Source organism: Rhizobium croatiense (assembly GCF_019793465.1).
In the GTDB taxonomy this organism is placed as follows: domain Bacteria; phylum Pseudomonadota; class Alphaproteobacteria; order Rhizobiales; family Rhizobiaceae; genus Rhizobium; species Rhizobium croatiense.
In genome coordinates, this window is sequence record NZ_JAILYJ010000004.1 from 171964 (window position 1) to 191319 (window position 19356).

Sequence of the window (19356 nt, forward strand, 5' to 3'; positions counted from 1 at the left end):
GCGTCAAAGCGGAGGCGCAGTTTATCGCATGTCACAGAACAGAAGTGCTTCTCTTGCGCCCGTAGCGCTGCCCGACGAGCAGATGCAGGTGCGCGTCGTCTGGCTCTATTATATGGAGGGACGCACGCAGGGCGAGATCGCCGAAGCGCTGTCGACCAACCGGCTTCGTGTCAACAAGATCATCGCCGAGGCGCGCCGCTCCGGCCTCGTGACGATCACGCTTAATTCCCGACTGACCTCCTGCGTCGCCCTGGAGCAGCAGCTGGCGGCGGAATTCTCGCTCAATCGCGCAATCATCGTACCGACGCCGGAGGATGCGGAACTCATCCCCGTTCTGCTCGGCCAGGCGGCCGCCGATTATCTCGTACAGCTGGTGAACGGCGGCAACATCCGCGGTGTCGGCGTCGGCTGGGGAGCCACACTGCGCGAAATGGTGCGTCACATGCCGTCGCTGAGACGGCCCGATATCTGCGTCAATTCGGTCATGGGCGGGCTGACGCACGGCATCGAGATCAATACGTTCGACATTGCGAGCGATCTCGCCCGCCAGCTCAATGCCGAATGCGCCTATCTCGCAGCGCCGATCTATGCCGGCAGCCCGGAATCGCGCACCGCCATCATCAAGCAGGACGTTTTTGAAACGGCCTTTCGCCAGATCGAGGCCAATGACGTCATCGTGCTCAGCATCGGCGACATGACCGAACGCTCGCTGCTGATGCGTTACGGCCTGCCGAGCAGCATCAACATCGAGGAACTGGTCGCAGCCGGCGCCTGCGGCGATGTTCTCGGCCAGTTCGTCGACACGACAGGGCGGCCGATCGAACATGCGATCAACAGATGCGCGATCGCGCCTGAGCTCGAAGCCCTGCGCGCCATTCCGAACGTCATCTTCACCTCTGGCGGCCTGAACAAGGCGCAGGCAATCGCCGCCGTGCTGCTGTCGGGTCTGGGGAACGTGCTGATCTGCGATGAGGACACGGCCCGCCAGGCGCGACAGCTTGCGGTCGATCTCAGGGCTGGCAGCGGTTCATAGAGCCGCCACGCAACCGGCGGGAACCGAAAGAGGTTCTCCCGCCTTGTCGATCGCGTAGAGCTTGGCGAAACCGGCATCCTCGACCAGCGTCAGGCCGGCCGGCATCAAGACGCCGACATAACGGTCGGGAATATCGGCGTTCGCGACCAGGATAAAATCGAAGCGGCTGCGCCAGTCGGAGAGATAAGGCGCATAGGCTTTGTATACCTGCATCATCTCAGGGCAGGAAAGCACGCCGACCGATACCAGATTGCCCTCGGGAACGGCGATCTCCGACCAGGGCGGCAGGACGGTGAGCGGTTGCTTGCCTTTGGCGGTAAAGAGCGTCGGCACGAAAGCATGCGAGAAGGGCACGGCAAGCGTCGGCAGGTGCCGGAAGGTGTCCAGCCCCCAGGCAAAATGCCGGCTAGAGTGGGCAAAGCCGCCGGCCGTTTCGGGTTCGTGCCCCAAGGGCAGAACGGCCGCGCCGGCAGGCACCTTTTTCAGCACGGTCTCGACGGCAGCGGCATCTTTCTGCGCTAGCCACCAGTTCCAGCCGATCCAGCCGGTCCGGCCGAAAACCGCGAGATTGACGACGAGCGCCAGCAATAGCGCCTGCCGGCCCGGCAGATTGGCGAAGGGGCACACCATCGCCATGGCGACGAGCGCCGCCATCACAGGAAAGCGCCAGCTGATCCATCCGGTGCCGAGCACGTGGAGCGGTGCGGCGCAGGAGAGAAGCAGCAGCCCGCAGGCGGCGACGGCAAGGCCCGCATGCATACGGATGTCGCCTGCGCGAGCGGCGCGCGTGCAGATGAGGATCAGCGGCAGAACCAGCAGGACATCCACGACAGGCACATAGGTGGTGATGGCGGAAAGCAGGTTCATGACGATCGGGACGAGGCCATCGTTCCAGACCAGGCCGAGGCCATCGCCGCCGGCATTCGGCAAGGCGGTGGTGCGCAGATAGAGCGCAAGCGGCGGCAGGGCGCAGGCGCCGATCGCCAGCGCCAGACGGCCGACGAGCCTCATCAGCCCTGCCTTCGACCGCAAGATGTCGAAACGCCAGGAAAATTCGAGGCCGCAGACAACGGCCATATAGAAGCCGAGCGAGAAGATATGCATCACCGTCAGCACCAGCGCGGCGGCAAACCGCCAGGCAAACAGCAGGGCAAAATTTCGGCGCTGCAGCCGCAGATCGGCGCAGGCGAAGAAAAGGGCCATGCCGAGGCCGATCTGGAAGTTGATGAAGCCGCCGATCATCGTGGCGCACCAGCCAAGCGACAGCATGGCGATCTGCCAATAATGCCGGCCGCCGAAGAGCGTCCGGTGCAGGCTGATCGCGCCAAGCGGCGGCAGCACGATCGCCAGGAAAAGCAAGGCCCGCGCCAGCCGGTCGGCGCCGACGAGCGGCCCTATCCAGGCCGCCAGAAGATCGATCCCGACATTGGTGAAGGTGCGGTTCCAGTCGATCGCGTAGATCTCGGGAAACGGCGGCTCGCCGATGCCGCCCGAAAGCAGCCAGATACGGGCGTAGTGATTGGCGTAATCGAGAACCGGCGGAAAGGGAAACAGCACCACCAGCGCCGCAGCGAGCGCGACGAAAGCAATGATTGCAACCGTAGAATCCTGCCGGGCGGTCAGATCCTCAGGTCCGGCTGCCGCATGAACAGGCGCAGCAATCCGCTCCATCATCCGGCCCGGCTGTTCTTCTTCGGGCGCGCTTCGCCTGGCGCAAAGGCCGCATCCAGTGCTGCGCGCTTGTCGCCGGCGCCCATTTCCGAAAAGGCCGTCGGCAGCTCGGCATGTTCGCTGCCGCGCAGGATCGTCTCGATCATGAACATCGGCCGCCTCTTGCTCTCCTGCACGAGACGGCCGAGATATTCGCCGATAATGCCGATGCAGATCAGCTGGATGGCGCTGAAGGCGCTGACGGCGGCCATGATCGACGACCAGCCCGTGACCGTCTCGCCCTGCAGCCAGCGCACGAAGGTATAGACGAGCAAGGCCATCGCCACACCGGCGCTGATCATGCCGAGCCATGTGGCGATGCGCAGCGGCGTCGTCGAAAAGCTGGTGATCGCATCGAGCGCGAAATTGATCATCTTGCGCAACGGATATTTCGTCGTGCCGGCAAAACGCGCGTCGCGCTCATAGGGCAGAGCGACCTGCCTGCCGCCGATCCAGCTGACCATGCCGCGGATGAAGCGATCGCGTTCCGGCATCGCCAGCAGAATATCGACGACGCGCCGGCGCATCAGCCGGAAATCGCCGGTATCGCGCGGAATGGTCACGGAAGCGAGCCTGGAAAGCGCGCGGTAGAACAGCGAAGCGGTGGCGAGCTTGAACCAGGTTTCGCCTTCGCGGCGCGTGCGCTGGCCGTAGACGACGTCTGCGCCGCGCTCCATGATCGGCATCATCATCAACAGCAGTTCGGGCGGGTCCTGAAGATCGGCGTCGATCAGAAGAACGCGCTCGCCCCGCGAGGCGGAAAGGCCCGCCGTCGACGCCAGCTGGTGGCCGTGATTGCGCAACAGACGAACGCCGAGCACCTGCGGCACTTTTGCCGCCAGTTCCGAAATGATCTCCCAGGTGCCGTCGGAGGAACCGTCATCGACGAGGATGAGCTCGAAGGCGTCACCGGCAACGCTCTGCGCGGCAGCAGAGGCGCGGCGGCAGAATTCGCGCAGCCCCTCTTCCTCGTTGTGACAAGGCGCGACGATGGAAAGAAACGGTGCTTGCGTCATGCGGACGGCGGTGCCTGCTTGATGGATGGCGCCAGCCTAGCCGGGAAACGTCAAGCATCCTTTAATACCGCGTTTGGCCGGGCCGCCGGCGTCTATTCTGCTGCCATCATCTCGCGCACGCCATCGATGTCACGGGCCGGCGAAGCGCCGTAGAGGCGGCTGTATTCGCGGCTGAACTGCGACGGGCTCTGATAGCCGACGCGGTGGCCGGCGGTGCCAGCGTCGAGCCGCTCGATGAGCATCAGCCGGCGCGCCTCGTGCAGGCGAAGCTGCTTCTGGTATTGCACCGGCGTCATCGCCGTCACCGACTTGAAGTGGTGATGGAAGGAGGACACGCTCATGCTGACGCGCTCGGCGAGGTCCTCGATGCGCAGCGGCCGGGCGAAATTCTCCTTCAGCCAGGCGACGGCACGGGCGATCCTGTTGCTGTGGCTGTCTGCCGTGGCGATATTGATCAGTCGCGCGCCGTGCGGCCCGGTCAGCACCCGGTAGAGGATCTCCTGCTCGATCAGCGGCGCCATGGCGGGAATGTCGCCTGGACGATCGAGCAAGCGCAGCAGGCGGACGGCGGCATCCATCAGCTCCGGCGGTGCGACGTTCACCACCATGCCGCGCTGCCCGTCGGTATCGGCGGCCGGGCGCGGAATGTCGATGCGGCTCAGCAATTCCAAGAGCTTCTCGGAATCGATTGCCAGCCCCAGGCAGAGATGCGGAACCTCGGGGCTAGCCTCGGTGACGCGCCACGCGACCGGCAGGTCGAGCGAGGTCAAGAGATAATCCCCGGTGCCGTAGCTGATGAGCTCCGTGCCGAGCTGCAGGCTTTTGGCCCCCTGCAACACGAAGGCAAAGCAGGGCCGGTAGCTGCTGTGCAAGGGATCGCTGGGCTTGGACCGGCGGCTGACATGGAGATTGCCGATCGCGGTCGAAAACTCGCCGTCGCCAGGCGCGAAGCGCATGGCGATGTCGACGATTTCCTGGTAGGGGCTGAAGGGCAAAGTCATGCGGCAACTCTTTCTGTCTGACGCCTGCTGATCGGCTCTAATCCGAAGTGGCTTCTATCTAGGTTCGCCCGGGCATTTCGAAAACGGGCCGTCCGCTCATTTTTGCAGGATCGTGCAAGAAGCTTGGAGGATCACTCTACCTCCCTCGCCGCGTTCGGGGCAATAGTGCGTCATACCGCTCAACCCCCACCTCAAAAATCGAAAAAGGAAGGTTCCATGCCTATTGCAAGAGGCTATGCCGCCACCGACGCTTCTAAGCCGCTGACCCCCTTCACCTTCGAGCGCCGCGAGCCGAATGCCGATGACGTCGTCATCGACATCAAGTTTGCCGGCATCTGCCATTCGGACATCCACACCGTCCGCAACGAGTGGAAGAACGCCGTCTATCCGATCGTCCCTGGCCATGAGATCGCCGGCATCGTCTCCGCGGTCGGCTCCGCCGTCACCAAGTTCAAGGTCGGCGACCGCGTCGGCGTCGGCTGCTTCGTCGATTCCTGCGTCGGCTGCGCCGAGCGCGACCTCGACCGCGAACAGTATATGCCGGGCCTCTGCGGCACCTACAACGACTTCGAAGCCGACGGCAAGACGAGGACGCAGGGCGGCTATTCCGACTCGATCGTCGTCAGGGAAGGCTACGTCATGTCCATCCCTGATAATCTTCCGCTCGATGCTTCCGCGCCGCTGCTCTGCGCCGGAATCACGCTCTATTCGCCGCTGCGCCACTGGAATGCCGGCCCCGGCAAGAAGGTCGCGATCGTCGGCATGGGCGGCCTCGGCCACATGGGCGTCAAACTGGGTTCGGCGATGGGCGCCGACATCACGGTTCTCTCCCAGACCCTTTCCAAGAAGGAAGACGGCCTGAAGCTCGGCGCCAAGGAATATTACGCCACCAACGACCCCGAGACCTTCACGAAGCTCGCCGGCACCTTCGATCTCATCATCTGCACCGTCAGCGCCGAGATCGACTGGAACGCCTATCTCGGCCTGCTGAAGGTCGACGGTTCCTTCGTGGTCGTCGGCGCGCCGGAGAACCCGATCCCGGTTCACGCCTTCTCGATCATCCCCGGCCGCAAGAGCATCTCCGGCTCGATGATCGGCTCGATCAAGGAAACCCAGGAAATGCTCGATTTCTGCGGCAAGCACAACATCGTCTCCGAGATCGAGAAGATCAACATCGACCAGGTCAATGAAGCCTATGAACGCGTCCTGAAAAGCGACGTACGCTACCGCTTCGTCATCGACATCGCCTCGCTGGCGGCTTGAGGAACAAGAGCGGCTCCTTCGGGAGCCGCTTTTTTATTGGCGGCCGGCATCCGCCCTCATGCTGAGGTGCGATCCACAGGATCGCCTCGAAGCATCGCCCGCCGACGCCGCTCCAATCCCCCGCCACCGGAGCGCCCGCCCCGTGCTTCGAGGCTCCGGCCTTTGGCCTGCGCACCTCAGCATGAGGCTCTATTTGTACGGGAAACTCTGTCACCCGCATCTGAGAGTCATTCACGGCGCGTCGGCGCTGTGAATGACCCCTGCATGAGTGAGAGAAGAGACTGCCACTCCCTTCATCATCTCTCTTGAGGTGATCATTCACCCGAACCGCTTCAACCGTCTCGCGACACGCGAGCACATAATCATCGAGCAGCACTTCGTCGTTTTCCCCGAGCGCCCGCAGAGCGCCGAAAAAAGTGACTCGTTTCCCGCGTCCAGGGCCTCCACCCGCGCAAGCTTGCTACGGGCATCGATGACCGAAGACATGGGGATCGGTCGGACGGCCAACTGCACGGCGAGCGCCTCCATCACCTCCCCATACCGGGGCGCCGAGGCGATCGACCTTGTTGATGAAAAAGACGAAGGGAACGCCAAGCCGCCGCAACGCCCGCACCAGCACGCGCGTCTGCGCCTGCACGCTCTCGACCGCCGAAACGACGACCACCGCCGCATCCAGCAATCCCAGCACCCGTTCCACCTCGGCGATGAAATCCGGATGGCCGGGCGTATCGATCAGATTGACGGTCCCGTCGCCGATCGCAAACGACACCACCGCGGCCCGGATCGTGATGCCGCGCTGCCGTTCGAGTTCGAGCGTATCCGTCTGTGTGTCGCCGCTATCGACGCTGCCGAGCTTGTCGATGACGCCGGCGTTAAAAAGCAGTCTTTCGGTAAGGCTAGTCTTGCCTGCATCCACATGGGCGAGGATGCCCAGATTCATAGTGCGCATGAACCACCATCTTCTCAGAAATGTGATTTTCGTGAGAAGTGACTCGGCGCATTGGGACCTCTGTCCGTTGATACGGCTGGATGCGGCATCCCAGGTGGAGAGAAGACGCGGGCGGGATGCTAAGGGCGTGTGGGGAGATGTGTCAAGGTTGGTCTATTGCTGTTGGAGGTCCAACCGTCGACGCGCGCCGTGGCACAACAATCAGCCCTCATGAGGCCGGAGAGGCGGCGCAGAACTCCTACCCCTCCTCCCGCATCGTCTCCCGCTGCGTGATCAGCCGGGCGCTGTGCTGGCCGCTCAGATAGATCCACAGCCAGTTCCAGGCGACGGCAAAGCGCGAGCGGGTGCCGATCAGGAAGTAGATATGGGCGATGCCCCAGATCCACCAGGCGATCCAGCCCTTGAGCTTGATCCGGCCGAAATCGATGATTGCCGCACTCTGGCCGATCGTTGCCAGGCTCCCCTGATGCCAATATTTGAAAGGCGCAGGCGCCGGTTTGCCGGACAGGCCGGCGCGGATGACTTTTGCCACATAGCCGCCCTGCTGCTTGGCGGCGGGCGCTATGCCAGGCACGGGCTTGCCATCCTCCCGCATGACAGAGGCCGTATCACCGATAATGAAGACATCAGGCAGGCCCGGCGCGCTCAAATCCTTTTCGACGATGGCGCGCCCTGCACGGTCGGCCGGAATATCAAGCCACCGCGCCGCCGGTGAGGCGGTGACGCCGGCCGCCCAGACGATCGTGCGGCTGGGCGTGAAAGTCTCGCCGATTCGGACACCGTCGGCGCTGCACTCGGTGACCGGCTTGCCAAGAAGCACCTCGACCCCCAGTTTCTCCAGCGCCTTTTGCGCATAGGCCGAAAGCTCCTCCGCAAAGGTAGGCAGCACCCGCGGGCCGGCCTCGACGAGCACGACACGGGTCTTGCGCGTATCGATATTGCGGAACTCCTTCGGCAGCGTGAAATGCGCGAGCTCGGCGATGATCCCGGCGAGCTCGACCCCGGTCGGCCCGGCGCCGACAATGGTGAAGGTCAGAAGCGCGTCGCGCACGGCGGGATCGGCCTCCATCTCCGCCTTCTCGAAAGCGAGCAGCACGCGGCGGCGGATCGTCGTTGCATCCTCCAGCGTCTTCAGACCCGGCGCCACCGGCTCCCATTCGTCACGGCCGAAATAGGCATGCGTCGCCCCGGTCGCCAACACCAGCGTGTCATAACCGAGAGTCATGCCGTTGCGTAACGACACCGTCTTGGCGCCGCTATCGACACCGGTGACCTCGCCGAGCAGCACCGTCACGTCGGGCCGATCGGCATAGAGGCGGCGGATCGGCCAGGCGATCTCCGAAGTGGAGAGAATGGTCGTCGCCACCTGATAGAGCAGCGGCTGGAAGAGATGATGATTGCGCCGGTCGACGAGCGTGATCTTCACGCCTGCACCCTTCAATCCGTTGACCAGCTGCAGCCCGCCGAAACCGCCGCCGACAACGACGACATGGTGATCGCTCATGCCCTGCCCCTTTGCGCCATCTTGCTGAAGTCAATGTGGTCCTTGCGGCAAAGGATGCAACCGCCGTTTCGGAATGGCTCCCCTGCACCGATCGCAGTCGACAGAGCGTGTCGCGCAAAATACGCTGCGATTTTCGGGCGAGCAGCGCATGTCGGAAATTAAAGATTTAATGCACGAGGTGCGCATCTGCGCCGCGCCGTAAAGCCGAGATTATCACACATGCCTGCAATCCCAGCCAGCAAAGCTGGTCGAGCAGAAGTCACGCGTAGTAATCGCTGTCCGGCCTCAACTCTGCAAGCCGACATTGGTCGGCTTGCAAGAAGTTCCGAGCGCCGATGCGCAAGCGCCAATCAATAAGGACTGATGCACTGGCGACGGGGTCCATAATAGGGCTGGAACGTGTTATCGAAAGCCCTGTACGAACGATAACGCGCGTAGCACCAGTTTACATGGCTGCCGCCTCGCCCGTAATAGACGGTCGAAGCATAGTTCCGATATGGCGGGGCATAATACCGTCCATAATAGCGGTAGGGCGGGCCATAGTAGCGGTAAGGCGAGCCGTAGTAGCGGTAGGGCGAGCCATAGTAGCGGTAGGGTGGGTCGTAATACCGGTAGGGCGAGCCGTAAGAGGGCTGTGACAATGCGCTGCCAATGATGGTGCCGACGGCTAGACCACCCAAGGCCCAGCCCCAATTATCCCGCCGATGATGCCCGCCTCGGCCACGCCACCGTACCTGCTCTATCTGTTGCTGCTGCGCCTCGATCTTGGGTGGGGTGATAGTGGGAAACGCCTGAGCCGGCGTGATCCCAGGGGCACCTATGATCAAGCATAACGCGGCGACGGTTAGCTTTCTCATGACTGTTCTCCTCTGTCCTCCAACTGGAGGAAATATCCTCCCCTCATCCTGAACCAAAGGTGAACGCAATATGTCGAAAACCGTTCCATAAAGAGACGAAATTAATCGCGATCGATGGCGCGGGGGATTATCGGTTTTTCAGGCAATCGAGCCTGGCTTTTCCCAGGAATTACACTTGCCTTATGCTGTGCGGGAGGCCCGAACCAGAGCAGTCTTTCCCCTGGCAGGAAACAGCTATGAACATCGCTGTTGCGTATAATATCGCAACCCTCAAAATACCGGTTTACCGCGCGTAGCCCACGGGGATCGCCATTCCATGTTTCAATTCTTCCATCGAGATCGACGCTGAAACGTCGAAGAGTTCCAGCTTGCGCACGACCTGCTTATAAATCACGTCGTAATGCTCGACGCGCGGCAGCACGATCTTCAGGATGTAATCGTGGTTTCCGGTCAGCCGGTGCGCCTCGACGATCTCGGGGATGTCGCTGATGATCCGGCGGAAGGCTTCCGTCCATTCGTCGGAATGGTGGGCCGTCTTGACGAGCGCGAAAACCGTCGTCGGCACGCCCATGCGTTCGCGGTCGAGGACGATGATGCGCCGGGCGATATGGCCGCTTTCTTCCAGCCGCTGAATGCGCCGCGAGCAGGCCGAGACCGACAGCGCCACGCGCTCGGCAAGATCGGTCACGGATATGCCGGCATTCTTCTGCAGCATGTCGAGAATGCGTCTGTCGCGATCATCAAGCATGGTGTGAAATAAACCTTGCGCCTTCAGTTTGCGCCAATTGGCCAAAGGATGCAAAATAATAGCACGTTTTCCTCCCAAAGGACAAACAATGCAAACAAGCCGCGCGACCATTGCGGCATCATTTTCGAAACTGAAGCATGGGAGCATGAAGAGATGGAAACGATCGGCCTGATCGGCGGCATGAGTTTCGAAAGTTCGGCGGTTTATTACCGCCTGGTCAACGAGATGGTGCGCGCCCGCAAAGGCGGCCTTGCCTCGGCCGAGCTCATCCTGCATTCGGTCAATTTCGAGGAGATCGTCGCGCTGCAGAAGGCCGGCGACTGGGCTGGGGCCGCCCGCCGTCTCGGCAATGTCGCGGAGCGCCTGCAGGCTAGCGGCGCCGGCTGCATTCTGATCTGCACCAACACCATGCATTTGATCGCCGATAAGGTCGCGGCAAAAATCTCCGTGCCGCTGATCCATATCATCGACGAAACGGCGAAATCGATGCATGCCGCTGGCCACAAGCGGCCGCTGCTGCTTGCGACCCGCTACACGATGGAGCACGGCTTCTATACCGAGCGGATGAAAAGCCTCGGCCTCGACATCATGGTGCCCGACGCCGCCGATCGCACCACCGTGCACGACATCATCTTCAATGAACTCTGCGCCGGCAGGGTGCATGCCAGCTCGCGCGAGAAGCTGATCGACATCATCGATCGCGCCGTGGAGCACGGCGCCGACAGCATCATCCTCGGGTGCACCGAGATCTGCCTGATCCTCGATCCCGACCGCCTGCCGCTGCCGGGCTTCGACACCACCGCGATCCACGCAAGGGCGGCAGTCGATTTCGCCCTTGGCACGGAGGATGCGGAGGCGGAAGAGGTTGCGTGAGGCACCTATTTTAGTTGACTCAGTCAACTAAATGCATGACAAATGTCTTCATGCGGAGATCTTTTGTCAGTTTGTTGGCACGTCGGCCACCCCTCCTTCCGTCATGCTCGGGCTCGTCCCGAGCATCTGCCTCCGTTCGATAGGGCGGCAGATCCTCGGCACAAGGCCGAGGATGACGGCGAGCGAGGAGCGGGCTTGTCAACAATCTGGCGAGGTCTCCCCTGGAGATCACCATGTCCGATACCGCCCTCATCGAAACCGCGCGCGATTTCAACCGCTTCTATACGAATTTCCTCGGCCTGCTGAACAAGGCCTATCTCGACTCGCCCTATACGCTGACGGATGCCCGCATTCTCTTCGAGATCGGCTCGCATGAGGGCATCAGCGCCGTGGGGCTTGCCCGCGACCTGCATCTCGACCCGGCCTATCTCAGCCGCATCCTCAAGCGTTTCCGCGCCGAGGGACTGATCGAAACCAACCCCGATCCGGCCGATCTGCGCAGCCAGATCATTACTGTCACCAAACGGGGACATGCGCAATTCAAGGAACTCGGCCGGCGCGCCAATGCGCAGATCGCCGCCCGTTTCGACACTCTTGCGACCGGCGAGCCGCAGGCGGTCGTCTCCGCCATGGACAAGATCCGCGCCCTGCTCGATCCGGCGGCCAAACCCGCCCCCGCCGTCATCCGCCCCCACCGCGCCGGCGATATCGGCTGGATCGTGCAGAGCCAGGGGCGCTTCTACGCCGAGGAATATGGCTGGGACCTGCGCTTCGAAGCGCTGGTCGCCGAGGTCGCCGGCAAATTCCTCGCCAACTTCGACCCCGCCATGGAATATTGCTGGATCGCCGAACGCGGCGGCGTCAATGTCGGTTCGGTCCTCGTTACCAATGGCGGCGATGGCATCGCCAAGCTGCGGCTGCTCTATGTCGACAAGGCGGCCCGCGGCCTCGGGCTCGGCAAGCTGTTGGTCGACGAATGCATCCGCTTTTGCCGACAGAAGAGTTACCGCGAGCTTTCGCTCTGGACCAACGACATGCTGGAGACCGCCCGCGCCATCTATATCAAGGCCGGCTTTCGCCTTGTCTCCGAGGAGAGACATTGCATGTTCGGCCCGGAAGCCAACGGCCAGACCTGGGTTCTCACCCTCTGAATTTGCTGCACGCAAAAGTTTCGCTTGATTTGGAAACGATCATTTCCTAATTAGGCGGACATGACCGACGCCAGCCTCACACCAGACGAAAAAAGCCGCAGCCGCGGCCGCCCCCGCGAGTTCGATATGGACGCCGCATTGGATTCGGCCCTGCGCGTCTTTTCCGAACGCGGCTACCACGCCACCTCGATCAGCGATCTGACCGAGGCAATGAGCCTCGCCTCCGGCAGCATCTACAAGGCGTTCAAGGACAAGCGCGGCGTCTTCCTCGCCGCTTTTGGTCGTTATCGTCAACTCGGTCGGCGGCGTCTGGAAGCGATGATTGCGTCCGCGTCGACCGGTCGCGAAAAAGTCTTCCAGATGGTGATGTATTATACGGAACTCTCCTATGGCGATGCCGGCCGCAAAGGCTGCCTCGTCGTCGGCGGCGCCAATGACTTCGCCCTGCTGGATGAGGAAACCGCCGCCCATGTCGCGACCGCCTTTGCCGCGGACGAGAGGTTGATGGCCGATCTCATCCGCATCGGCCAGGCCGACGGCACCATCCCGCAAACGGTGGATGCGGATGCAGCCGCCCTCGCCTTCCTCTGCCTGACCAAGGGTCTGCGCATCATCGGCAAGACGGGACGCAGCCGACAGGAAATGATTTCAGCGGCCGAAGCCGCGATGAAGCTCGTGAGCTGAAAACAGACGAGCAAAGACCGGCACCCGGTCAAGGATCGGGTGGTCGCAGCCAGCATTCTTGCATTCAATCTTCCCGATCTTCGAATAATACCGGAGTTTCAAATGAGCATTTCAGCCACTACGCCGGATGAGGCCATCTCACGGGCCCTCTCCCCCTGGCTCACTTTTCTTTTTGCCGCTGCCTGCGGGCTGGTGGCAGCCAATCTCTATTACGGCCAGCCGCTTGCCGGGCCGATCAGCGCCGATCTCGGCTTCACGCCGGCCGCGACTGGGCTGATCGTCACGCTGACGCAGATCGGCTACGGCCTCGGCCTGCTGCTGATCGTGCCGCTCGGCGACCTCACCGAAAACCGCCGGCTGGTGCTGCTGCTGATTGCCGTCTCCGCTCTCGCCCTGATCGGTGCCGCGCTGTCGACGACACCCGCCATGTTCCTCACCGCCTCGCTATCGATCGGCCTTGCCTCGGTCGCCGTTCAGGTGCTCGTGCCTTTCGCCGCGAACATGGCGCCGGATGCGACGCGCGGCCAGGTCGTCGGCAATGTCATGAGCGGCCTGCTCTGCGGCATCATGCTGGCCCGCCCCTTCGCAAGCTTCGTGGCCGAGGCATCCTCCTGGCACATGGTCTATTACGTCACCGCCGCACTGATGCTGGTGCTTGCGGTCGTCCTGCGCGCCAACTTGCCGGCCCGTGTGCCGAAGACGAAGCTCGGCTACGGCGAACTACTTGCCTCCATGGCCCATCTGGCGCTGACCTCGCGCGTGCTGCAGCGCCGCGCCCTCTATCAGGCCGGCATGTTCGGCGCCTTCAGCCTCTTCTGGACGACGACGCCGCTGCTGCTCGCAAGCCCGGCTTTCGGCCTGACGCAGAACGGCATTGCCCTCTTCGCGCTTGCGGGTGCCGCCGGCGCCGTAGCCTCGCCGATTGCCGGCCGGCTTGCCGATCGCGGCATGACGAACGTCGCATCCATCATCGCCATGCTGCTCGGCATGGCCTCCTTCCTGATCAGCCATTTCGCCGCCGACGGCTCGCTCACCGCGCTGATCCTGCTGACCGTCGCGGCGATCATGCTCGATTTCGGCGTGACGACCAATCTCGTCTGCGGCCAGCGCGCCATCTACAGCCTGAACCCGGAACATCGCAGCCGGCTGAACGGCCTTTTCATGGCCACCTTCTTCGCCGGCGGCGCGCTCGGCTCGGCGCTCGGCGGCTGGGCCTATGCGACCGGCGGCTGGACGGTGACCGCCTGGATCGGCTTCGCCTTCCCGGCGCTTGCTTTCCTGCTGTTCCTCACGGAACGGCGCGACAGGTAAGCCGACCTGACGCATAATCCCGAAAATCGGAGTCGATCTCAGGATGATACGTGAGTTAAAGTAAGAGGACGACAGGGTTTTCTCGTTCTTACAGGGATGCTTCCGGCATGGAAATGGGTGAAGAAAAGATCGACGATGCCGTTCTCGCTTTGCTCTGGCTGACGCTGCATGACGGCGATCGGGCCTGGAAAGGGTTCGACTGGGACGCGATGGATCGTTTGTACAAGAAGGGCCTGATTGCTAATCCCGCGGGCAAAGCCAAATCGGTTGTTCTGAGCGACGAAGGGTTGCAGCGGTCGGAGGAATTGTTCGCGCTCTGTTTACGCGATCGACGTAAAAGAGGCCCACACCCCTTAACCATCGGCGGAATCGAAATGTGAGCGGGCGGCTCGCACCGCATCATGGTTCGCTTCCGCCCAGTTCAACAGCTGCGACAGCGGCTGGTAGAGCGAGCGGCCGAGATCGGTCATCGAATATTCGACGCTCGGCGGCTTGGTCGGGAAGACCTCGCGGGCGATGTAACCATCCCTCTGCAGATCACGCAGCGTCTGCGTCAGCATGCGCTGCGAAATATCGGGAAGCATCCGCCGCAATTCGCCGAAGCGGCGGGGCTCGGCCGCGAGCACCTCCAGCAGCAGTGTCGACCACTTGCCGCCGATCTGCTGCATCATGTCCCGGACCGGGCAGTTGGAAAAATCGAGGCCGGCGAGATCGATCTCGCGCCGCGCCCCCGGCATCCTGTTCTTCAGACTGAGGACTGCGGCGCTCATCTGCTGGTTCCCTTTTGGTAACTTACAGCCGAAAAGCTGCCTCCTTTACAGGGCGAAGTCAATTCCTATTCTAGCGTTAGTCTCTTTTTGAGACCAAGACACAACGCAGAAGGAACGACCCATGAGCGAAACCATCCTGGTCACCGGTGCTGCCGGACAGCTCGGCCAGCGCGTCATCCACCATCTCCTCGAGACCTATAAAGTCGCCCCCGGCGCGATCGTCGCTGCCACCCGCAACCCGGAAAAGCTCGCCGAACTCGCCAGCAAGGGCGTTCTCAGCCGCAAGGCCGATTTCGATGACGCGGCCGGCCTGGAGAAGGCCTTCACCGGCATCGACCGGCTGCTGATCATCAGCACCGATGCGCTCGACACCCCAGGCAAGCGCCTCGCGCAGCACAAGGCCGCCGTCGCCGCTGCCGTCAAGGCGGGCGTCAAGCACATCGCCTACACCTCGATGCCGGCGCCCGACAATTCGCTCGTCACCTTCGCACCCGACCATCTCGGCACCGAAAACGCCATCAAGGAAAGCGGCATCGCCTACACAATCTTCCGCAATGCCTGGTATCACGACAATTACATGCACAGCATGCCCCACAACCTGCAGGGCGGCAAATGGTATAGCGCCACGGGCAACGGCAAGGTCGCGAACATCTCGCGCGACGATTGCGCGCTCGCGATCGCCGCAGCCCTTGCCTCCGGCAGCTCGGAAAGCGCCACCTACACGCTGACCGGCGCGGTGTCGCTCGCCAACCGGCAGATCTCCGCCATCATTTCCGAAGCCGCCGGCAAGCCGCTCGAAGTGGTCGATGTCAATGACGAACAGCTCGGCCAGGGCATGCGCGGCGCCGGCCTCCCCGGCTTCATCGCCGATATGCTGGTCTCCGCCGACGCCAACATCCGCGCCGGCAACTTCGACATCGTCACCGGCGATTTCACCAGGCTGACGGGCAAACAGCCGCAATCGCTGAAGGATTTCTTCGTGGCGCATAAGGCGGTGCTGACGGCGGCTGGAGCTGGTGGGCACTGACAAGATTGGGGTGGCGACTGGCGTCACCCCTCTGGCCTGCGGGATGAGTCATTCACGGCGCGGACGCGCCGTGGCTGGATTCCTGTGACAAGCTCAGGAATGAGGAGGGTAAATTGAGCGCCTTCGCCTGAATTTCCCGTCGCCATTGACACAGCGGTTGTGGGGAAACATGACCTCTCCACCCTCATTCCTGTGCTCGTCACAGGAATCCAGCGCGCCCAAGTCCTTGGGCGCAGGAGACTCAAAACGCACTATATCCCTCACGGCCAACGCCGGGCCTCCCTCCACCGTCAAAGCGCAGAGAGAAAAGTCTTCCTCAAACCGCCTGCCCGCAAGCCCGGCAGAACCGCCGCACCGTCTCGGCCATCCCATACTCCAGCGCATCGGCGGTCAGCCCATGGCCGATCGAAACTTCGGCAAGCTGGGGAATGCGCTTAACCAATGCCGGCAGGTTCGCGACCGTCAGATCGTGGCCGGCGTTGACGGCAAGACCGATGGCGAGCGCCGCATCCGCTGTCTTGCCGAGCGCTTCAAGGATCGGCGCTGCTCGTTCCGGCGCGTCGTAGCAGCCGCCATAGGGGCCGGTATAAAGTTCGATCCGGTCGGCGCCCGTCGCTTTCGCCAGCTTTACCGCTTCCGCATCCCCGTCGCCATCGGCAAACAGCGAGACCCGGCATCCCATCGTCTTCAGCCGTGCGACGACATCGGTGAGGAACGCCTGGTGCTTGCGAAAATCCCAGCCGTGATCGGAAGTCGCCTGCGCGGGATCGTCGGGCACCAGCGTCACCTGCTTGGGCGCGGCGCCGGCGCAGAGTTCGAGGAATTCTTCGGTGGGATAACCCTCGATGTTGAACTCGGCTCCGGGAAATTCGTCGTCGATCAGGTTGCGGATGACCGGCAGGTCGGAAAAGCGGACGTGGCGCTGGTCGGGACGCGGATGCACCGTCAGCCCGCTGGCGCCGGAGGCAAGGGCGATTCGGCCGAGCGCTTCGACGCTCGGCCATGGCAGATCGCGCCGGTTGCGAAGCATGGCGACGGCGTTGAGGTTCACGGAGAGCTTGGCGGGCATGGCGGGCATCCATCGGTCACGAAAAGAGAGGCCCTGCTTTTAAGCCAAGTGTTCCGCGATGGCCAACGAGATTCGCAGATGGATGCGATGCCTATTGCTGATGAAAGCCGGGCATTTCCGCCCGGCAGCGAGCGCGTGCGTACCGCAAACAGTATTTCGCGTCGCCTTTCGAGACGACCGCCAGCCATTGCAGCGCAGCGCATGTTTTTCCGCGCAGCGGTACGCAAACCGCACACGAAATGCCGTCGCGTTGCTATCCCATTTAAAAGAGATTATTTTTAGCACTTCTAAAAAAGATCGTTCACGCATAACGTGGACATTGTGTCGCGTAAACGTAAGCCGCGTACTGCTTCTTTCCCATCGACAAGACCGCCTAGAGGAAACCCCACTCGCCGCGCCCGGGAAGCAACTGGCAAATCCGCATGAGGTGCAACAAGATGCCCTAGGAGGGTTCATGCCAGACGGTTCCAAACGCCTGTTTGCTGCCGCCGGTTTCGCTTCGGAGGCCCGGTCGAAATACCGGTTCCTGCCTTCGGCCGCGCTGCCGCCGGATCTACCGGAAGGTCCGGTGCCCATTGCCGATATGGCCAACGCATTCGGCGTTACGCACAGGACGCTGCATTTCTACGAAGAGAAGGGATTGATTTCGGCCAATCGCATCGGCCTGATGCGGGTCTACGGCCAGGACGACGTCATGCGCATGGCTGTCATCACCGTCTGCCGCGAGACGGGCATGCCGATTGCCGTGATCCAGGAATTGATGGACGAGCTTCGCAAAGCCGATTCGCAGGAGGGGGCCGAGGCAATGTTCCGCGAAGCCCTGCAGGTCCGCAAGCGCGAGCTGACGGCGGAGATGTCGACGCTGCACCGCCAGCTCCAGCAGGTCGGCGACCTTCTCGATTACGACGGCAGCATCGAGACGCAGCCGCTCAACGACAATCAGGATAACTCCAGTCTGACCCCGCAGGAAAGGCATTGCCTGGAACTGATGGCGGAAGGCTACTCCACCCAGCGCATCGCCCGGGCACTCGACCTGAAACACGACGAGACGAGGGATCTCGAAGCCGGAATCATTTTGAAGTTCCGCGCCAACAACCGCTTCCAGGCCATCGCCAAGGCCGTCCTGCTCGGCATCGTGCAAGCCTGACTCGCCTCAAGCCCGACGGCCGCCACCGTCCCCTTCCCGGCCGAAACCGGGTTCAGCGCACGATTGTCAGCGTCTCCGCCGCGCGCGTGATCGCGGTATAGAGCCAGCGTTCGCGCGTATCGCGAAAGGCCCAGCTCTCGTCGAAGAGCACGACGTCGTTCCATTGCGAGCCCTGCGCCTTGTGAACGGTCAGCGCATAGCCGTAGTCGAACTCGTCGTAGCGCTTGCGGGTGTTCCAGGGAATCTCGCCTTCGACATCCTCGAAGGCCTGTTTCAACAGCTTGATCTTGGCCGCCCCCCGATCCATGTCGTCGTCCTCGGGGCGGACGAGCAGATTAATGCCGGGTTTCGTCGTTTCCTTCGACGAGGTCATGACCTGCCACAGCGAGCCGTTGAGCAGGCCCTTGGCCGGATCGTTCCTCAGGCAGACGAGCTTATCGCCGGTCTGCGGATAATCGGCGTTAAAACCCTTCAACTCCCGCAGGCGCTGGTTATAGCGCCGCCGCGTCCTGTTGGTGCCGACGAGCACCTGGTCGGCATCGAGCACCAGCTGCTGTGTCACCTCGCTCTTCGAAATAACCTTCGCCGTTCCGTAATCGCCATACATCACCTCGTTGCCCTCGCGCACCTGCATGGCGAGCTTGATGATCGGATTGTCGCGCGCCTGGCGGTGAATATCGGTGAGGAGGTAATCCGGTTCCTGATTGGTGAAGTAACCGCCGCCCGAAACCGGCGGCAGCTGGCCGGGATCGCCGAGCACCAGGATCGGCGTGCCGAAGCTCATCAGATCCTTGCCGAGCGCCTCGTCCACCATCGAGCATTCGTCGACGATGATCAGTGCGGCTTTCGCGACCGGGCTCTGCCGGTTGATTGAAAACATCGGCGCAATCGAGGTCTTGCCGGTTTCCTCGTCCTCCACCGCCTCCTCGCCGCGCGGCCGGTAGATCAGCGAATGGATCGTCCTGGCATTGGAGGCCCCGCGCGAGCGCAGCACCTGCGCGGCCTTGCCGGTGAAGGCGGCAAACAGTACATCGCCGTCGACATTCTCGGCGAAATGCCTGGCAAGCGTCGTCTTGCCCGTCCCGGCATAGCCGAACAGGCGAAAGAGCGGCGAGCGCCCTTCATTCAGCCATTTCGAAACAGCCTTGAGGGCTTCGTCTTGTTGCGGCGCAAATTGCATGATCGCAGGACTTGGCAGGATTCGCAGCCGTTAGGCAAGGCGGAAAACCGCAAATCACCGGCC

Annotated in this window: 18 protein-coding genes and 1 pseudogene; 9 read left to right on the top strand and 10 right to left on the bottom strand. The window is 62.4% G+C overall.

Features of this window, described 5'->3' with window-relative positions; genetic code table 11:
- Positions 1-28 precede the first annotated feature (28 nt).
- Complete coding sequence (locus K6M89_RS08795) at positions 29-1033, top strand: sugar-binding transcriptional regulator (RefSeq protein WP_222139153.1); 1005 nt, start codon at positions 29-31, stop codon at positions 1031-1033.
- On the opposite strand, the gene K6M89_RS08800 is transcribed toward K6M89_RS08795, so the two are convergent.
- The 3 genes from K6M89_RS08800 to K6M89_RS08810 all read right to left on the bottom strand — a co-directional run bounded on the left by K6M89_RS08800 (position 1028) and on the right by K6M89_RS08810 (position 4760).
- Positions 1028-2704: a hypothetical protein gene (locus tag K6M89_RS08800; RefSeq protein ID WP_222139282.1), complete on the bottom strand. Its 1677-nt coding sequence runs from the start codon at positions 2702-2704 to the stop codon at positions 1028-1030. The genes K6M89_RS08795 and K6M89_RS08800 overlap by 6 nt on opposite strands.
- On the bottom strand, positions 2704-3759 hold the full coding sequence (locus tag K6M89_RS08805; protein WP_097578877.1) for a glycosyltransferase family 2 protein: 1056 nt from the start codon (positions 3757-3759) through the stop codon (positions 2704-2706). Before K6M89_RS08805 ends, K6M89_RS08800 begins: the two co-directional genes overlap by 1 nt.
- A gap of 92 nt (positions 3760-3851) precedes the next feature.
- Positions 3852-4760: an AraC family transcriptional regulator gene (locus K6M89_RS08810; RefSeq protein ID WP_222139154.1), complete on the bottom strand. Its 909-nt coding sequence runs from the start codon at positions 4758-4760 to the stop codon at positions 3852-3854.
- Positions 4761-4976: 216 nt separating this feature from the next.
- Here K6M89_RS08810 and K6M89_RS08815 point away from each other — a divergent pair, with 216 nt between their 5' ends.
- Positions 4977-6023 (top strand): NAD(P)-dependent alcohol dehydrogenase, encoded by a 1047-nt coding sequence (locus K6M89_RS08815; RefSeq protein WP_222139155.1) that lies wholly within the window; start codon positions 4977-4979, stop codon positions 6021-6023.
- A gap of 547 nt (positions 6024-6570) precedes the next feature.
- On the opposite strand, the pseudogene K6M89_RS08820 reads toward K6M89_RS08815, so the two are convergent.
- The 4 genes and pseudogenes from K6M89_RS08820 to K6M89_RS08835 form a co-directional block, all read right to left on the bottom strand.
- Positions 6571-6972 (bottom strand): annotated as a pseudogene (locus K6M89_RS08820) (GTP-binding protein); the annotation flags it as partial.
- Positions 6973-7210: 238 nt separating this feature from the next.
- Entirely contained in the window at positions 7211-8476 is a 1266-nt protein-coding gene (locus K6M89_RS08825) for an NAD(P)/FAD-dependent oxidoreductase (protein WP_222139156.1), read from the bottom strand.
- 350 nt (positions 8477-8826) lie between these two features.
- Entirely contained in the window at positions 8827-9333 is a 507-nt protein-coding gene (locus K6M89_RS08830; RefSeq protein WP_222139157.1) for a BA14K family protein, read from the bottom strand.
- Between the two features lie 283 nt (positions 9334-9616).
- Positions 9617-10081, bottom strand: a complete 465-nt coding sequence (locus K6M89_RS08835; RefSeq protein WP_222139158.1) for an Lrp/AsnC family transcriptional regulator — start codon at positions 10079-10081, stop codon at positions 9617-9619.
- 153 nt (positions 10082-10234) lie between these two features.
- Between K6M89_RS08835 and K6M89_RS08840 the strand changes: the two genes are divergently transcribed.
- From K6M89_RS08840 to K6M89_RS08860, 5 genes are all read left to right on the top strand, one after another.
- The gene (locus K6M89_RS08840; RefSeq protein WP_222139159.1) at positions 10235-10954 is read left to right on the top strand and encodes an aspartate/glutamate racemase family protein; all 720 of its coding nucleotides are present in this window, start codon (positions 10235-10237) and stop codon (positions 10952-10954) included.
- Positions 10955-11187: 233 nt separating this feature from the next.
- The gene (locus K6M89_RS08845) at positions 11188-12105 is read left to right on the top strand and encodes a bifunctional helix-turn-helix transcriptional regulator/GNAT family N-acetyltransferase (RefSeq protein ID WP_222139160.1); all 918 of its coding nucleotides are present in this window, start codon (positions 11188-11190) and stop codon (positions 12103-12105) included.
- A 60-nt stretch (positions 12106-12165) separates the two neighbouring features.
- Entirely contained in the window at positions 12166-12789 is a 624-nt protein-coding gene (locus tag K6M89_RS08850; protein WP_222139161.1) for a TetR/AcrR family transcriptional regulator, read from the top strand.
- Between the two features lie 102 nt (positions 12790-12891).
- The gene (locus K6M89_RS08855; RefSeq protein WP_222139162.1) at positions 12892-14100 is read left to right on the top strand and encodes an MFS transporter; all 1209 of its coding nucleotides are present in this window, start codon (positions 12892-12894) and stop codon (positions 14098-14100) included.
- 107 nt (positions 14101-14207) lie between these two features.
- Complete coding sequence (locus K6M89_RS08860; protein ID WP_222139163.1) at positions 14208-14480, top strand: DUF6429 family protein; 273 nt, start codon at positions 14208-14210, stop codon at positions 14478-14480.
- Here the strand turns inward: K6M89_RS08860 and K6M89_RS08865 are convergent.
- Entirely contained in the window at positions 14454-14870 is a 417-nt protein-coding gene (locus tag K6M89_RS08865; RefSeq protein ID WP_222139164.1) for a winged helix-turn-helix transcriptional regulator, read from the bottom strand. The two genes, K6M89_RS08860 and K6M89_RS08865, sit on opposite strands and share 27 nt — an antisense overlap.
- 121 nt (positions 14871-14991) lie before the next feature.
- Here K6M89_RS08865 and K6M89_RS08870 point away from each other — a divergent pair, with 121 nt between their 5' ends.
- The gene (locus K6M89_RS08870) at positions 14992-15897 is read left to right on the top strand and encodes an SDR family oxidoreductase (protein ID WP_222139165.1); all 906 of its coding nucleotides are present in this window, start codon (positions 14992-14994) and stop codon (positions 15895-15897) included.
- Between the two features lie 316 nt (positions 15898-16213).
- Here K6M89_RS08870 and K6M89_RS08875 read toward each other — a convergent pair whose 3' ends face one another.
- Positions 16214-16966, bottom strand: coding sequence for a pyridoxine 5'-phosphate synthase (locus tag K6M89_RS08875; RefSeq protein ID WP_222139166.1), 753 nt, complete (start codon positions 16964-16966; stop codon positions 16214-16216).
- A 454-nt stretch (positions 16967-17420) separates the two neighbouring features.
- Here K6M89_RS08875 and K6M89_RS08880 point away from each other — a divergent pair, with 454 nt between their 5' ends.
- Positions 17421-18113 carry a MerR family transcriptional regulator gene (locus tag K6M89_RS08880; protein WP_222139283.1) on the top strand — a complete coding sequence of 231 codons (693 nt, stop codon included), beginning with the start codon at positions 17421-17423 and terminating at the stop codon, positions 18111-18113.
- A gap of 52 nt (positions 18114-18165) precedes the next feature.
- On the opposite strand, the gene K6M89_RS08885 is transcribed toward K6M89_RS08880, so the two are convergent.
- Complete coding sequence (locus tag K6M89_RS08885; protein WP_097578864.1) at positions 18166-19293, bottom strand: ATP-dependent DNA helicase; 1128 nt, start codon at positions 19291-19293, stop codon at positions 18166-18168.
- Positions 19294-19356: the final 63 nt, after the last annotated feature.

Coding starts and splice junctions, on each gene's coding strand:
- K6M89_RS08795 (WP_222139153.1), top strand. CDS start 29: ATGTCACAGAACAGAAGTGCTTCTCTTGCGCCCGTAGCGCTGCCCGAC.
- K6M89_RS08800 (WP_222139282.1), bottom strand. CDS start 2,704: ATGGAGCGGATTGCTGCGCCTGTTCATGCGGCAGCCGGACCTGAGGAT.
- K6M89_RS08805 (WP_097578877.1), bottom strand. CDS start 3,759: ATGACGCAAGCACCGTTTCTTTCCATCGTCGCGCCTTGTCACAACGAG.
- K6M89_RS08810 (WP_222139154.1), bottom strand. CDS start 4,760: ATGACTTTGCCCTTCAGCCCCTACCAGGAAATCGTCGACATCGCCATG.
- K6M89_RS08815 (WP_222139155.1), top strand. CDS start 4,977: ATGCCTATTGCAAGAGGCTATGCCGCCACCGACGCTTCTAAGCCGCTG.
- K6M89_RS08825 (WP_222139156.1), bottom strand. CDS start 8,476: ATGAGCGATCACCATGTCGTCGTTGTCGGCGGCGGTTTCGGCGGGCTG.
- K6M89_RS08830 (WP_222139157.1), bottom strand. CDS start 9,333: ATGAGAAAGCTAACCGTCGCCGCGTTATGCTTGATCATAGGTGCCCCT.
- K6M89_RS08835 (WP_222139158.1), bottom strand. CDS start 10,081: ATGCTTGATGATCGCGACAGACGCATTCTCGACATGCTGCAGAAGAAT.
- K6M89_RS08840 (WP_222139159.1), top strand. CDS start 10,235: ATGGAAACGATCGGCCTGATCGGCGGCATGAGTTTCGAAAGTTCGGCG.
- K6M89_RS08845 (WP_222139160.1), top strand. CDS start 11,188: ATGTCCGATACCGCCCTCATCGAAACCGCGCGCGATTTCAACCGCTTC.
- K6M89_RS08850 (WP_222139161.1), top strand. CDS start 12,166: ATGACCGACGCCAGCCTCACACCAGACGAAAAAAGCCGCAGCCGCGGC.
- K6M89_RS08855 (WP_222139162.1), top strand. CDS start 12,892: ATGAGCATTTCAGCCACTACGCCGGATGAGGCCATCTCACGGGCCCTC.
- K6M89_RS08860 (WP_222139163.1), top strand. CDS start 14,208: ATGGAAATGGGTGAAGAAAAGATCGACGATGCCGTTCTCGCTTTGCTC.
- K6M89_RS08865 (WP_222139164.1), bottom strand. CDS start 14,870: ATGAGCGCCGCAGTCCTCAGTCTGAAGAACAGGATGCCGGGGGCGCGG.
- K6M89_RS08870 (WP_222139165.1), top strand. CDS start 14,992: ATGAGCGAAACCATCCTGGTCACCGGTGCTGCCGGACAGCTCGGCCAG.
- K6M89_RS08875 (WP_222139166.1), bottom strand. CDS start 16,966: ATGCCCGCCAAGCTCTCCGTGAACCTCAACGCCGTCGCCATGCTTCGC.
- K6M89_RS08880 (WP_222139283.1), top strand. CDS start 17,421: ATGCCAGACGGTTCCAAACGCCTGTTTGCTGCCGCCGGTTTCGCTTCG.
- K6M89_RS08885 (WP_097578864.1), bottom strand. CDS start 19,293: ATGCAATTTGCGCCGCAACAAGACGAAGCCCTCAAGGCTGTTTCGAAA.